General features: G+C 66.9%; 9 protein-coding genes. 1 reads left to right on the top strand and 8 read right to left on the bottom strand.

What is annotated here, in order from left to right; all coding sequences use genetic code 11:
• Nucleotides 1–10: 10 nt before the first annotated feature.
• The 8 genes from EJI01_RS02005 to EJI01_RS01960 all read right to left on the bottom strand — a co-directional run bounded on the left by EJI01_RS02005 (nt 11) and on the right by EJI01_RS01960 (nt 12,747).
• Nucleotides 11–502, bottom strand: a complete 492-nt coding sequence (locus EJI01_RS02005; protein ID WP_185878785.1) for a DUF637 domain-containing protein — start codon at nt 500–502, stop codon at nt 11–13.
• Between the two features lie 336 nt (nt 503–838).
• Nucleotides 839–1,087 carry a hypothetical protein gene (locus EJI01_RS02000; RefSeq protein WP_126835429.1) on the bottom strand — a complete coding sequence of 83 codons (249 nt, stop codon included), beginning with the start codon at nt 1,085–1,087 and terminating at the stop codon, nt 839–841.
• A complete protein-coding gene (locus EJI01_RS29185; RefSeq protein WP_260602271.1) occupies nt 1,084–7,458 on the bottom strand; it encodes a DUF637 domain-containing protein in 6,375 nt (2,124 codons plus the stop codon). Before EJI01_RS29185 ends, EJI01_RS02000 begins: the two co-directional genes overlap by 4 nt.
• A gap of 17 nt (nt 7,459–7,475) precedes the next feature.
• Nucleotides 7,476–8,663 (bottom strand): filamentous hemagglutinin N-terminal domain-containing protein, encoded by a 1,188-nt coding sequence (locus EJI01_RS29180; RefSeq protein WP_260602270.1) that lies wholly within the window; start codon nt 8,661–8,663, stop codon nt 7,476–7,478.
• Nucleotides 8,664–8,804: 141 nt separating this feature from the next.
• Nucleotides 8,805–9,581, bottom strand: coding sequence for a glycosyltransferase family 2 protein (locus EJI01_RS01975; RefSeq protein WP_126835428.1), 777 nt, complete (start codon nt 9,579–9,581; stop codon nt 8,805–8,807).
• Nucleotides 9,548–10,345: a lysophospholipid acyltransferase family protein gene (locus tag EJI01_RS01970; RefSeq protein WP_126835679.1), complete on the bottom strand. Its 798-nt coding sequence runs from the start codon at nt 10,343–10,345 to the stop codon at nt 9,548–9,550. Before EJI01_RS01970 ends, EJI01_RS01975 begins: the two co-directional genes overlap by 34 nt.
• A 15-nt stretch (nt 10,346–10,360) precedes the next feature.
• Complete coding sequence (locus tag EJI01_RS01965) at nt 10,361–11,392, bottom strand: hypothetical protein (RefSeq protein WP_185878784.1); 1,032 nt, start codon at nt 11,390–11,392, stop codon at nt 10,361–10,363.
• A complete protein-coding gene (locus tag EJI01_RS01960) occupies nt 11,389–12,747 on the bottom strand; it encodes an NAD(P)/FAD-dependent oxidoreductase (protein ID WP_126835427.1) in 1,359 nt (452 codons plus the stop codon). The genes EJI01_RS01965 and EJI01_RS01960 overlap by 4 nt, the downstream gene beginning before the upstream one ends.
• A 172-nt stretch (nt 12,748–12,919) precedes the next feature.
• Here EJI01_RS01960 and EJI01_RS01955 point away from each other — a divergent pair, with 172 nt between their 5' ends.
• A complete protein-coding gene (locus EJI01_RS01955) occupies nt 12,920–13,645 on the top strand; it encodes a YebC/PmpR family DNA-binding transcriptional regulator (RefSeq protein ID WP_126835426.1) in 726 nt (241 codons plus the stop codon).
• The last annotated feature ends 22 nt before the right edge of the window (nt 13,646–13,667 follow it).

Here is a 13,667-nt window from a genome sequence, read left to right as displayed (position 1 = left end):
GTTTTACGTTTCATCTCATTTCGCATCGAGTAAACGGCGGTACTGCTGGTTCACCCATTGCTGGAAAGACTGTGAAGCACCAGACTTCTTCCATTCCTCCAGCATTTCGTTGGTAATGGGAGTGGCAACCGGTCCCACCACCGGCACCCGCTCTACCACTACGCCTGTACGCGCTGCGCACGAGCGAACTGGCCACCCCGTCGATCAACTGGCGCTGCAACTGGTCCCTGAACGGCGCCGCGTCGTTGGTCGCGCTGGCCAGGTTCTTCGGCAGGAGCCCTGATGAGCTCAACCCCTGCAGCGCCCCCGCCGTGACCAAGGCGGTGGCGATGTTCTTGATGCCCTCGCTGCTGCCCAGCTCCTTCAGCACCGTACTGAGGTCGCCGTGGTTGTTGACTGGGCTGACATTGTCGAACGGCCGGCGCTCAAGCTCGTGCTTCTCGCTATGACGCCGTGCCAACCTGCAGGTCCTGCGCGCGTTTTGACAGTAGGCCACTACCATCGCCCCTTCCATTTTCCTTCCAGCCACATCAAGACAGTAGTAAACACGGTCATGCCAAGAATGAGCCAAGCCGACCACCTAAGGGAGCCACTGTCGACTGAAAAATTGAGCACGCCGGGGATCGCCCACCGGATCAGGGGCATGCCTAGAAGGATCGAGTTGGGCAAGCCGATGCCATAGGCAAAATGAGATGCACCGAAGCAGAGGCAAAGAACCTTCAAGTCATGCTTCCATGGCGGCGGCTTCATCGACCACCTCGCGTCGGATTGCCTGTGTTGGCAGGCGTGCTTGGGCTGTTGACCAATATGGGCGACCATACTTCGTCTTAACTGAACATCAGCCGCCGAAGATCTTGCCGCGCAACCAAAGAACCAACGTTAGAAGGATGGCTCCACTGACGATCAATACCGCCAAGCTCCAAAGTTCGGATGCGCTAGTCGGAAAGTGAAGCACTCCAACGATGGCCCATCGAGCTAGAGGCATAGCAACCAGGAATCCTAAAGCGAAAATTGTGGCAATAGCGAGCAGACAAATAGTGAATAGAGCGCCCAGCGCCTTTAGCTCGTGCTTTCGAAAAAGATTCATTTCCCACCTCGTGTTGAATTACCTGAGTTGGTCGTTGTGCTTTGGCTATTCACTGTTACGTTGCCGACTTCTTGCAAGGCGCTACTGCCGACTGTTCCAAAAGCTCCGGGCAACGGACTCGATCCTATCCATCGCTGAATCGTGAATCCCATGTCCTGCCACATCGGTCGGTACCATGGATTCACTACGGCGTCCAAACTGCCTCGCACGGCCGTGCCTACCGGATACCCGATGGCTGTACCAAGTGCCGCGCCTGTTATGCCGAACGTGGCATTAGGCCCATCGTTTTTTATGGCCGAAATGGACAGCGCTCCTCCAGTGTTTACGAACATAGAGGGCCAGAAGCCCGCCCCGTAAGTCAACGCGCCGGTAGTAAATGCCATTCCGACGTCCCGAGGGTTGATGGATCCACTTGCCGCGTATTGGCCAAGGGCATTGAACCCCGCGCCAATCGTGCCTCCGACTAACAGACCTTCCGCAGTAATCGGCACTCCCGCAGGGCCAAGCAACGGAAGCACCACAAGCGCAGCAGCGTTGATTGCTTGCTGATTGCACTGGTCCGGATTCGCGTTGCAGTTGTCCAGCACCGCAATGGAATGATTGACCCGTTCCCGATAGGCCGGGTCACTCGCAAGTCGTTGGCCAAGATGCTGGCCAAGATCATTCGCAACCGCTCCACCGCTGGGGAGTCGTCCATTGGCAGCCAGCTCGAGCATGGTCTCTGTGCCAGAAGCGACCTCGGTGCCAAGCGTGGCGCAGTTTCCGGTCGCACTGCAGTTGGCCAGCGCCACGTTCTGCTGGTTGCTGAGTTGCTGATAGCTCTCCCGTATGGCTTGCTGCTCTTGCGGGGTGCAGCTTCTTGCCTGGCACCGTTGCATCTCGTCGGCGAACGTTCGCCACTGCTGGCTCGTCAGGTAGTTGTTCTCCACCGCATTCGCACCAGTGCCCGCCGCGACATACACGCTCTGCCCATTCGTTCCGACCAACGCCCCGGCGACCCCGCTCATCACTTGCGACCATGCACTGGTCTCCGCAGCTCTGGTCGGGTCACCCGTCGGATTGATGAATCCCGCGGCCAGATGGCCTGCGACGGCACCAACGGCTCCCGGCGCGCAACCGTCTCCATTGCCCGTTCTGGCCGTGCCGGCCGCGCATCCCAAGATGGCATGCGCCACTTCGCCGGCGAACCGGTTCAGCGCCGGCGGCGTGACGGCGCCGGTCGCCGGATCGATCCCGGGGCTGGTCCACTGGCCGATCTCGTAGGCCCCGAACGCGGCGCCGGTGGTGACGACGGCATTCGCGATGCCCTGTGCGAGGTTGTCCTGCAGGCTGCCACCATTGACGGCCGTGTTCACGACGGCGTGGGCGCTGGCATTGATCACGTTGCGCCCGAGGTTCTGCGCAAAGCTGCCGTTCTGCGGCGAGATCCGGTTGAGCGGCGTGGTCACGCCGTTCACATCCATCGTGATCGTGCTGCCCAGCCCCTCGATGGCCCCCGCCGTCACCATGGCGGTGGCGATGTTCTTGATGCCCTCGCTGCTGCCCAGCTCCTTCAGCACCGCACCGAAGTCGCCGTGGTTGTTGACCAGGCTGACGGTGGCCTGGCTGGCGATGGCGGTGACGCCTGCCTGCACGGCACCGCCCACGCTGGCGGAGATGGAGAGGCCCGTGCCGGTGAGGAACGCACCGCCACCCGACAGCGCCACGCCTTCTCCCACCGCGACGGCTGCTGCCTGGCCGGAGGCGGCGCCCGCGCCTGCGGCCATCGGCGCGGCCGCCGCGCCCACCACCAGGGCGACCAGTGCCGCGGCCACCGGCCCCATGCCGCTCTGGCTGTAGGCCCACTTGTCATGCGCCTCCTGCACGCGCTGCCATTCGACGCTGTTCGCGAAGGCGGGGTTGCTCGTGAGCTGGTTCACCCAGGCCATGCCGGGCTGCTGGCCCAGCGTGGCGAGGCTCGTGCCTTGGGCGACGTTGGCCTTGATGCCGCCATCGGCCTTGATGTTCAAGGTCGCGACGTTGAAGCGGTTGTACTGGCTGGTCTCGTCCACGCGCCCGCTGCCCGAGGCCGACACGAAGGCCGCATCGCCCTCGTTCTCCTCCTGGCTCATCGCGCTGGTGGTGCTCTGCGTGAGCAGATTCAGCTTGCCGCCGGCATGGAGGTCCAGGCTCTCGGCGTTGGCCTCGATCGCGCCGAGGGTCATGTCGCCGCCGCTGCGCAGCTTGATGTCGGTCGCGTTGAGGGTGGTGCGCGCCAGGGTCGTCTCCTGGCTGTCGGCGTCCAGGCTGTAGTGGGTCATGCCCTTCTTGGTGACGTGGCGGGTCTCGGCGCTGGCCTGGTTCTCGCCGGCGTAGAGGGTCAGCTTGTCGCCGGCATCGAGGCTCAAGGTCTCGCCGGCGCTCAAGGTGGCCGCGCGTCCGGTGAGATCGCGCCCCGCTTTGATGCTGACGTTGCCGGCGCCGCTGACCGTGCTGCCGGTCTCCTGGCTTTGCAGGCCCTGTCTCGAGTTCTTCTCGCTCCAATGGATGTCCTCGCTGCGTTCGGTGGTGACGCTGTCGAGGTTCACATCGCGCTTCGCATGCACTTCGACGCTGCCGGCGCTGTGCACTTCTGCGCCCACGAGGTTGGCATCGCGGCCCGCATGGGCCACCAGGGTGCCGCCGGGGTTGGTGACGTACAGCCCTGCCACGCGATCCACGACAGTGGCGCCCAGTCGGACACCGCCTTGGCCGTCGTTGTGCGCACTGCGCGTTGTGGTCGCCACATTGAGATCGCGTCCCGCGACCGCCCTCAGGCTGCTCTGCGCATCGATGGTGCCGCCAATCATGTTGAGGTCGTTGCGCGCCTCCACCGACACCGCATCGCCGCTGATGCGGCCATGGATGTTGTGCACGTTCTCGGCGGTGATGCGGGTGACGCGGCGCCCGGCGATGGTGCCGCTGTTGCCGAGATCGCCCGCGAGGTGCAGGTCCACGCTGTTTCCCGAGAGGATGGCACCGGAGCCGTCGATGTCGCCTTCCCGCACGCGCACGTAGACCTGGGGCACCAGCACTTTCTGCGTGCTGCCGTCGGCGAGCGTCACCTCCTGCTCGATGAGCCAGACGATGTCGCTGGTGAGCTGCGCCATCTGGGCTGCTGTCAGAGCCACGCCAGGCTTCAAGCCGTACTGCTGGGCGAAGGTGATGCCGGCGTTCATGAGCGCGGCGTACTGGTCCTCGTCGCTCGCGTAGCCGTCCAGATAGCGGTAGCCCGTGAGCTGGGCCACCTGCTCGCGGATCAGGCGCTGCTCGTAGAAGCCGTCGCCCAATCTCTTCTGGGTGCGGTTCGGATCGAGCCCGAGGTTGTTGAGCAGGTAGTCGCTGCTGAGCCATTGGCGGCGGTTGGCGAAGCGCGGGTCGGTCTCGATCAGGTAGCGGCTGGTCGATTCGGGATGCGTGGCGAACAGGCTGGCGCTGGGCACCGTGGCGTTGGGCGTGCTGGTGCGCACCACCTGGCCGCCCGCAGGCACCTGGACGATCGGGTGGACGCGCGGGGCATCCGGGTTCGTTCGGCCCGGGGTGAGATTGCCGGTGTCGGCGCCGCTGCCTGCGATGGCCACATGGCCCTCCTGGCGCGCCGCGGCGAGCGTGACGGTGGTGTTGGTCGTGAGGTTGTAGGGCGCGAACTGGTAGACGCGCTCGTCGCTGCCGAAGGTATGTTCCTCGACGTAGCTGTGGATGGCGGTACCGGTCTGGACCGTGGGCGCGTCGACCTCGAGGCCGATGTCGACGATCTTGCCGCCCGTCACGCTGAGCGCGCCGCCGGCCAGGATCTGGCTCATGTCGTTGGTGCCGCCGGCGACCTGGATGGCCATCGCGCCGCCGGCGAGGATCTTGGCCGGGGCGGAGGTTTGCAGCACCGGCGTGGCCGAGGCGACGGTGTAGTCGAAGGCGTCGTAGATGGAGGAGAAGCGCTGCGGCTTGGACTCGCCGTTGGGCCCGCGAGCCAGGCCGGTCATGGTGTGGATGAAGGCGAGCGTGGCCTCGTCGAGCTTGGTGTGGGCCTGGCGGTAGGCCTGCCACCGGTCGTATTCGGCCTGGGTGACCGGATGGTCGAAGGGCCTCAGGATGGTGGTCGGGCCCGAGGGGCCATCGACGGAGATCGTGATGCCCTCCTGGCCGACGGTGATGTCGGGGTGCAGCCTGCCGATGAAGTCGCCCGGAAGGTCTTCCGCAGGGGGCGTGACGCCGAAGGTGGCCCAGATGGGATCGTCGATGGCGTACCAGGCGCCGGGCATGAGCGTCGTTTCGCAGACACTGGCATCGCCGCCGGTGCAGGTCTGGTAGCTGCGCTCGGCGCTGTTGGCCGGGCTCTGAAGGTAGTAGCGGCGGAAGCGCTCGAGCGGGTAGTCGGGCGAGGGCAGCAGCAAACGGGCGTAGGGGTTGTCGCCGGGCGCGAGAGGAATGGAGGCGTCCCCGGCGGTCCAGCCGTTCCAGCCGGTGTCGGGGAACTGGATGTAGCCGCCGAAGCCGAAGAGGACCTCGCTCGCCTGCCAGCGCCGGCTGCTGCCGGGGGTCATGTATTCGACGAAGTGCTCGCTGGGGCCGGGCTGCAGGGCCCAGGTGACGCCGCCGTTGGTGTTGGCGAGCAGCGCGGTCTTGATGTCGGCGTTGCGGGTGGCCTCGATGGTCGAGGCATGGTTAGTAAGGCTCGTAGCGGCGCCCGTGGCCCTTCCATTGGCATCCAGGCTGCCGCCGATGAAGAGATCGCCGTCGCTGAAGATCAAAGATCCGTCGCGGTTCTCGATCGTTTGCGCGCCGATGTCCAGGCGCTGGCGCGCGGCAATGGTGGCGGAGGTCGTGACGCCATTGACTGTCTCTGCCAGGTTGTTGAGCGTGCCCGCGGCGATGGATATCTCATCGCCGTAGATGCGGCCGGTGCCGATGTTGGTGAGCGTGGCCGCGTCGAGGCGGGTTGCAACGCCGTCGATGACGCCGCGGTTGGTGATCGTCTCGCCGGCGCTGAGCGTGGTGACGTCGCCCTGGATGTCGCCCGTGGCGGTGTTGTCTATATCGCGCCCCGCGAGCAGCAGGTCGTTGCCGGCGGCGAGCCGGCCGCTGTTGATGATGTTGCCGCTGGTGCTGAGGCTCAGATTGCGGTCGGCGATGGTCTGGCTGCCGGCGGCGATCACGACGTCCTGGTCCAGCGCGAGACGCATGTCGCCTCGGGAGAGCAGCTTGCCGTCGAGGGCGAGCGAATCGGCAACGATGCTGAGCGTGTCGCCGGAGGAGATCAGCCCGCCCGTATTGGTCACGCTGCCCGCGCTGGTGATGGTCGTGTTCGCGTCGGCGCGGATGGCCCCCGATGTGTTGGCCAGACCGGCCGCGGTGATGGTGACGTTCTGCCCCTCGAGCGTGCCGCGCGTGTGGGTCACCGCGCCGCTGGCCGTGATGTCGAGTGCGCCGGGCGTCGTGATCAGCGCATGGCTGGTGTCGATGCCGCCCGCGGTGGCCGTGAGCGCGATATCGACCGCGCTCGTCTGGCTGCCCGGGAGGTCGATGCTCGCGCCACCCAGGCGGGCATTGCCGGCGGCAAGGTTCATCCCTCGGGCCACCAGTGCACCGGAGGCCGCGACGCGCAGATCGCCGGCGCTGCCGAGCTGGCCGTCGGCCTGGATGCCGGCGCCGAGCACGCCGGTGGCGGTGCTCTGCAGGCTGCCGGCAGCGACCGTCGTGTGGCGACCGGCCGTGATGCTGCCGTCGTTGACGAGCGCGCCGGCCACCTCGAGCCTGGTGTCGTTGCTGCCGCGCAGACTGCCGCTGTTGCTCAAGCTCCCCGCCCGGATCGACAGGTTCGCAGCCGAGATGGTGCCGCGCGTGTTGTTCGCGAGGCCGCCCGAGCCGATGCTCACGTCGCCATCGCTGGCCAAGGTTCCGTCCTGGTTGAGCAGGTCGCCCGCGGCGGCGATGGTCAGGCTGCCGGCGCGCAGCGTTCCGCCGGTGTTGTCGAAGTGGTCGACATTGGCGCTGAAGTTGTTCCCAACGTCGACCGTGCCGCCCACGTTGCTGAAGCTCGGGCCGCTGGCCGCCAGGCTCGTCGTGCTGAGCGAGCCGCCGTTGTTGTTGATCTGCGGGGTCTGCAGCGCGATCGGGCCGCCCGCGTAGATGCGGCCGCCATCGTTGAGGATGGCGCCGGCGGCGGTGAGGCTGCCGGGGGCGGGAGGGACGTAGGGCTGCGAAGGCGCGGTGCCGCCGCTGCTGCCGGGGCCGCCTCGATCGCCCGTGCTCGGTGTGCCGGTGTCGGTGCCGCCAGTGCCAGTGCCAGGGTTGGGTTGCGCAGGCGTCTCGGGAATCGGCTCCGCACCGATCACGCCACCCGCGGTATTGCTCAAGCTCGGCGCCGCCACCGTCAGGCCGACGCCGCTGGTCTGGCGGATGGTGCCGCCGCGGTTGTCGATGTCGCCGCCCGCGCTCGCGAATTCGACCCTCGGGCCTTCGAGGGTGCCGCCCGCATTGCCGAGCGTGCCCTGCGTCGCGATCTTGAGTTCGCCGCGGCTGGCGATGCGCCCGCTGTTGGCCAGGCTGTCGGCGGACAGGTTGGCACCGGCGCTGGCAGGGTGCCGATGTTCTCCAGCCGCCCGGCCGCGGTGACGACGAGCTGACCGGCACCGGCCAAGGTGCCCGCGCCGTTGGCGGCCTGGATGGTGCCGGCATTGCGCGCGCCCAGCCCGGCCTCGGTGCCGATCAAGGTGATCTTGTTGGCATACATGCCGCCGAGCTGGGCGACATCGAGCGCGAAGGTGGGTGTAGGGCCGGTGCCCGTGGTCGGGCTGATCTGCCCGTGATCGGCCGAGACCTGGTTGGCCCCCGCCACCACCTTGAGCTCGTTGGCCCAAATCCCGGCGTTGACCTGCACGGCCCGCGCGAGGATGGCCGCGTAGTCGGTGCGGCTCAGATCGAGCCCGGCACCGTCGATGCTGATGGTGCCGCCACGCACCACATAGCTGTCGAGCCCGCCCTGCGCATTGAGCTGCGGCGTGCCTGTGGTCAGGGTGGCTCTCGAAGCATTGATGAAGCCCCCGCCGTCCACGCTGATGCCGGCCGGATTCGCGATGACCACCTCGGCGCGCTGGCCGCCGACTTCCACATACCCGCGCAGCTGCGTCGGGTTGCCGCTCGTGATCTCGTTGAGGATGATGCGCGCCGGGCCCGTCGCGAGGTACGGATTGCCTTGAACGAAGCCGCCCAGCTGCGTCTGCACATCGGTGCGGCTGTTGTTGAGGATCGCGCCATTGCGCTGAACGTCGAACTGGTTGAAGAGGTTGCGCGAGACGCCGGCTGCGCTGGGCGTCTGGATATTGACCAGGGGCACGCCATTGGGCGCCAGCAGCACCGTGGGCCGCAGGTTGGGCGCCACGCCCGGCGCGCCGACGATCTGGGCTTGAACGGTCGACGCCACCAGCACACCGAAGAGCGCCGCGGCTGCCATCGCAGGAGCCGTGCCGCTGGCCTCGCCCGTGCGCCTGGCCGTCTCCTGCACGACCATCCTTAGCCCGCGCGCGGCATTGAACACCACGCGATGCAATCGCTTGTTCATTGTTCTTCTCCCTGCGCCGTCGCGCGAAGAAGAAGCTCAAGCGCGCGGCAGGGCGCGATTCTGCGGGGAGAACTCAGCGATGAATCTGATCAATTCTGGCGCTGCATCGTGGCCAGCGTCCAACCTCTCAAGCCGCGTCGATCAACGCTGAAACGGCGGCGCGCGCCGCAGCCTCCGCAGCAGCAGCCCGGGCAGGCGCAGCACGAACTCCCCCATCAGCCGCGTGTGCATCCAGCTCAGCAACAGGTTGTCGCGCACGTAGTTGAAGTGCGAGACGCCGCCTTCCGCGGCAGTGAGGTACTTGACCGGCGCGTCGATGTTGACCGGCTTGACGCCGCGCCACGCGAGGCGCACCACGGCCTCGGTGTCGAAGTCGAACCGGCGCATCCAGGGCTGGCGCGCCATCACCGCGATCAGGCCCGCGACCGGGTAGACGCGAAAACCGTAGAGCGAATCGCCGATGCCGGCGAACAGGGTTTCGAGGTGGGTCCAGCCGTTCGAAAGTTTGCGCCCGCGCACGCGCAGCAGCGGCGCCGAAGCATCGAACACGGGGCGGCCCAGCACCATGGTCTCGGGCCGGGCCTGGGAGGCTTTCATGAAGGCGGGAATCAGGTCGGCCGGATGCTGGCCGTCGGAATCCATGGTGAGCGCATGCGTGTAGCCGGCCTCCTGCGCCGCGCGCAAGCCATGCAGCACGGCGGCGCCCTTGCCCTGGTTCTCAGGCAGCACCCACACGCGCAGGCCGGGGTCGGACGCGGCCATCTGCTGCATGCGCTCGCCGGTGCCGTCGGTGCTGCCGTCGACCACTACCCAGACCGGGCTCCACTGTGCGCGAGCCGCGCTGACCGTCGAGAACAGGCGCTCGCCCGTGTTGTAGCTGGGGATCAGGACAAGGTGGGTGCGCGAGATGTCTGGCATGCGGGCTGTGCGTCGGAGGCGCGCTGTTCCAAGGGGTGGCGAAAGTACTGTTCGATCTCGTGCAGCAGCGCATCGCTGTCGTGCTGCGGCGCAAAGCGCTGGCCGAGTCGGAGCCTGAAGACGATCGGCAGCGGCGGCACGCGCCACAGCGGCCAGCCTTTGCCGAGGTAGGGCGAATCGGTCTCGATGAAGACGGTCTGGATCGGCGCCTGCGCGAGCTTGGCGATCAGCGTGACGCCGGGCCTGAAGGCGTTGAGCGGCGGCGTCACGGTGCGCGTGCCCTCGGGGAAGATCACGAGCTGGCCGCCGTTCTTCAGGTCTTCGACCGCGAGCCGCACCATGGTGCGCGCCGAGTCGTTGCGGATGTAGCGGGCCAGCCGCGCGCCGGCACCGAGGAAGATGTTGCGCATCAGGTCGGCCTTCATGATGCAGGCGCTGCGCGGCAGGCGCGCCACCAGCAGCAGGGCGTCGAGCATGGTCGGATGGTTGGCGACGAAGATCACGCCGCGTTCGTCGCGCAGGGCGTCGAGACAGCTCGCGTCGATGCGCATCATGCCGAAGGCGGAGGCCGTGGCCCAGAACGATCGGTAGGCGAAGGCGATCACCCTGCGCCCTAGCGAGCGGCCCACGCGCGCCGGCAGCATCGGGTAGAGCAGCATTGCGACCAGGTTCCAGGCCAGCGAGATGCTGCCCAGCAGCAAGAGCAGGGCGTAGAGCAGCAAGGCGAGCGGGATGGAGAAGATCCAGCGCAGCAGCCGCTTCATGGCGTGCTCGCGCATTCAGGCGCGCAATGAGCCGCTGGCAACCGCATGGGCTTCGATCTCCACCAGCAAGTCCTGGCGGCAGATGTCCGCCTCCAGGTAGACCGCGTGGCTCACGGTATGAGCCTCCGGACCCAGCGTTTCTTCGAGCACCCGGCGCACGATCGGCGCATCGGCGACGTGGCGCACGTACACCACGCAATCGAGGGCCGCGAGATCGAAGCGCGTGGTCGCGCGCTCGTTGGCCGCCGCGATCACCGCGCCGAGATTGCGCAGCGTTTCCTGGGTCTGCGCCAGCACATCACCCGGGTGTACGGTTTCATGGCCGACGATGCTCGCCGTGCCCGAGATGAAGAGCGCCACGTCGCCGCCGCCGATCTCGGCCAGCGCCGCGCGCGAGAAGGTCGGCGAGCGCGGGCCGTAGGTCGGCGGATAGCGGTAGGCGGAGACCTGCCGCGGATTCTCGACCGGCAGCGGCGCGATGCGTCCCGCCAGAAAGCGGATGCACAGCGCGCCCTGGTGGATGCCGAGCGCGCAAGCCGCCGGCGCGCCTTCGAAAGCGGCCTGGCCGGCGTCGACGAAGGCCTGCTGGCGGCCGAGGTTGAACTGCCGATAGCGCTCGAGGCCGCCGCCGTCGGCGTTGATCTGCGGCAGGTAGTTCCATACGCGCAGCAGGTGGGCGCAACCGGTCTGCGCGAGCGACTCGAACAGGTCGCGATAGGCCCGCTGGGCGAGGGCGGCCAGGCCCACCTTCTCGGTGGCCTCGTCCAGATCGATGGCGCCCAGCATCCAGTGGCCGTCGCATCGCCAGCGCACCACGCCGGTGGTGCCGGATTCGATGCGTTCGCTGGCATGCCACACGTCGGCCATCGCGCCTGCCTGCGAAAGAACGCGCGCATTGACCGTGGGCATCCAGGCCAGGTCATGGGGCGTGCCGTAACCCAGCGCACCGAAGGGCGGATTCCCGGCCGATAGCAGGGCCAGGCTTTGCGACAAGGACAGCCGCTGGACGCGCAGGGGCGGCACCCCGTTGAAGTCGCGCGCGCTCACTGGGCCTCGACGATGTTTTCGCCGGCGAGCGGCCCGAGGTCGCGGATATTGCTGCGCCGCCTGCGCCAGGCCTCCCAGGTGCGGCGCGGATGCCCGGCCGAGACGAGGTAGTACAGGGCCTTGAGCACCCGCAGCGAGCGCCAGATCGGCGTCTTGCCGTAGATGTCGCCGGCCAGGAGCGACAGCAGCGCTTCCTTCACGCGGAACGGGTTTTGCGGGTACATGAAGAACTCGCGGATGGTCGGGTTCGTGACGCGGAAGATGAACCAGGAAAACTCGCGCGGCCCCTTGCGCATGTAGCGCTCGAAGCGCTGCCGCGCCGGGCCGGCCTGCGCGGGTCGATCGAGCGCGGTGGCCACCACCTCCGCGCCTTCGAAGGCGCTGTGCATCGCGAGGTAGACGCCCGAGGAGAACACCGGGTCGACGAAGGTGAAGGCATCGCCCAGCATCAGATAGCGCTCGCCGCTGCAATGGGTGCTGGTGTACGAATAGTTACCGGTGGCGTACACGGCGTCGCCGACCAGCGCGGCCTGCGAAAGGCGCACGGCCAGTTGCGGGCACATCGCGATGGTGTCGGCGAAGAAATCCTTGAGCGGCTTGCTGCGCGACTTCAGGTAGTGGGGCCAGCACACAGCGCCGACGCTGGTCGTGCCGTCGGCCAGCGGGATATACCAGAACCAGCCGTGCGCAAACCAGAAGATCGTGATGTTGCCCTCGAGCTTGCCCGGCAGGCGCTCGGCATTCGTGAAGTGGCCGAAGAGGGCCGAGCTGTTGTGCTTCGGGTTCTTCTGCTTGGCCTTGAACTTGTTCGACAGGAAGGTGTCGCGGCCGGAGGCATCGATCACGAAGCGGGCACGCCAGTTGCACGGCGCGCCGTCGTCCAGCGTGGCCTGCACGGTGGCGCCTTCATCGTCGAAGCGGACGTCGCGCACCCGGCAGCCTTCGATGGTCCGAGCGCCCTGCGTTGTGGCATTGCGGAACAGGATCTCGTCCATTTCGGAGCGCCGCACCTGCCAGGCATAGGGCATGGACTTGTCCCAGGCGTCGGCGAATTCGACCATCTGCACGTGATCGTGATCGGGCGAAACGAACTCGACGCCCCACTTGGGCATGCCGATGCGCTCGAGCTCGTCGCGCAGGCCCAGCTTGTCGAACAGCGCCACGTTGGCCGGCAAGAGCGATTCCCCGATGTGGAAGCGTGGATGGTGCGCCTTTTCGAGCAGCACGACCTGGCGGCCCTGTCGTGCCAGCAAGGCCGCGGCCGTGGAGCCGGCGGGGCCGCCGCCGATCACCAGCACATCGCAGCTCTGGTGGGAAAGCGCGGCGGGTTCGGTTGTTGTTGTAGGGGTGTTCATGCGCTTTGACTGGGATGGATTCCAAGAAGATGCCCGTTCGGACGTGGCGCATCAGCGGCGGATTATCCCAAAAAGCATCTGTGATCTCGCCATAGGACGCGGGGCGTTGCGTGCGCCGGACAGTAAACTCGCTACCTGCTTTGAAAACATGAGATAGCGAGTACGACAAGCCATGGCCGGACACAGCAAATGGGCGAACATTCAGCACAGGAAGGGCCGGCAGGACGAGAAGCGCGGCAAGCTCTGGACCCGTGCGATCCGTGAAATCATGGTCGCGGCACGCGCCGGCGGCGGCGACCTGAGCGGCAATCCGCGGCTCAGGTTGGCGGTCGAAAAGGCCAAGGCAGTCAACCTGCCGGCCGACACCGTCAAGCGCAACATCGACAAGGCCACCGGCAACCTCGAAGGCGTCAACTACGAGGAGATCCGCTACGAGGGCTACGGCATCGGCGGCGCCGCGATCATCGTCGACACCATGACCGACAACCGCGTGCGCACCGTCGCCGAGGTGCGCCATGCCTTCTCCAAGCACGGCGGCAACATGGGCACCGAAGGCTCGGTCGCCTTCCAGTTCAAGCACTGCGGCCAGTTCGTCTTTGCGCCCGGCACCAGCGAGGACAAGGTGATGGAAGTGGCGCTCGAAGCCGGCGCCGAAGATGTGGTGGCCGGCGACGACGGCGCCATCGAGGTGCTGACCGCGGTCGGCGACTTCGAAGCGGTCAAGAACGCGCTCGAGGCGGCAGGCCTCCAGCCCGAGGTGGCCGAGGTCACGATGCGGGCCGAGAACACCATCGAGCTCACGGGCGAGGACGCCGCGAAGATGCAGAAGCTGCTCGACGTGCTCGAGGACCTGGACGACGTGCAGGATGTCTATCACAACGCAGCGCTCTCCGAATGAGGAAAGCGCCCATGAAAGCCTG

The organism is Variovorax sp. MHTC-1 (assembly GCF_003984645.1).
GTDB lineage: Bacteria > Pseudomonadota > Gammaproteobacteria > Burkholderiales > Burkholderiaceae_C > Variovorax.
Note: the sequence above shows the minus strand (reverse complement) of the source record. Positions and strands in the feature narration are given on the sequence as shown.

What these genes read in the sequence shown, in the direction of transcription:
- EJI01_RS02005 (WP_185878785.1), bottom strand. Translation starts at nt 502, where the DNA reads ATGGTAGTGGCCTACTGTCAAAACGCGCGCAGGACCTGCAGGTTGGCA.
- EJI01_RS02000 (WP_126835429.1), bottom strand. Translation starts at nt 1,087, where the DNA reads ATGAATCTTTTTCGAAAGCACGAGCTAAAGGCGCTGGGCGCTCTATTC.
- EJI01_RS29180 (WP_260602270.1), bottom strand. Translation starts at nt 8,663, where the DNA reads ATGAACAAGCGATTGCATCGCGTGGTGTTCAATGCCGCGCGCGGGCTA.
- EJI01_RS01975 (WP_126835428.1), bottom strand. Translation starts at nt 9,581, where the DNA reads ATGCCAGACATCTCGCGCACCCACCTTGTCCTGATCCCCAGCTACAAC.
- EJI01_RS01970 (WP_126835679.1), bottom strand. Translation starts at nt 10,345, where the DNA reads ATGAAGCGGCTGCTGCGCTGGATCTTCTCCATCCCGCTCGCCTTGCTG.
- EJI01_RS01960 (WP_126835427.1), bottom strand. Translation starts at nt 12,747, where the DNA reads ATGAACACCCCTACAACAACAACCGAACCCGCCGCGCTTTCCCACCAG.
- EJI01_RS01955 (WP_126835426.1), top strand. Translation starts at nt 12,920, where the DNA reads ATGGCCGGACACAGCAAATGGGCGAACATTCAGCACAGGAAGGGCCGG.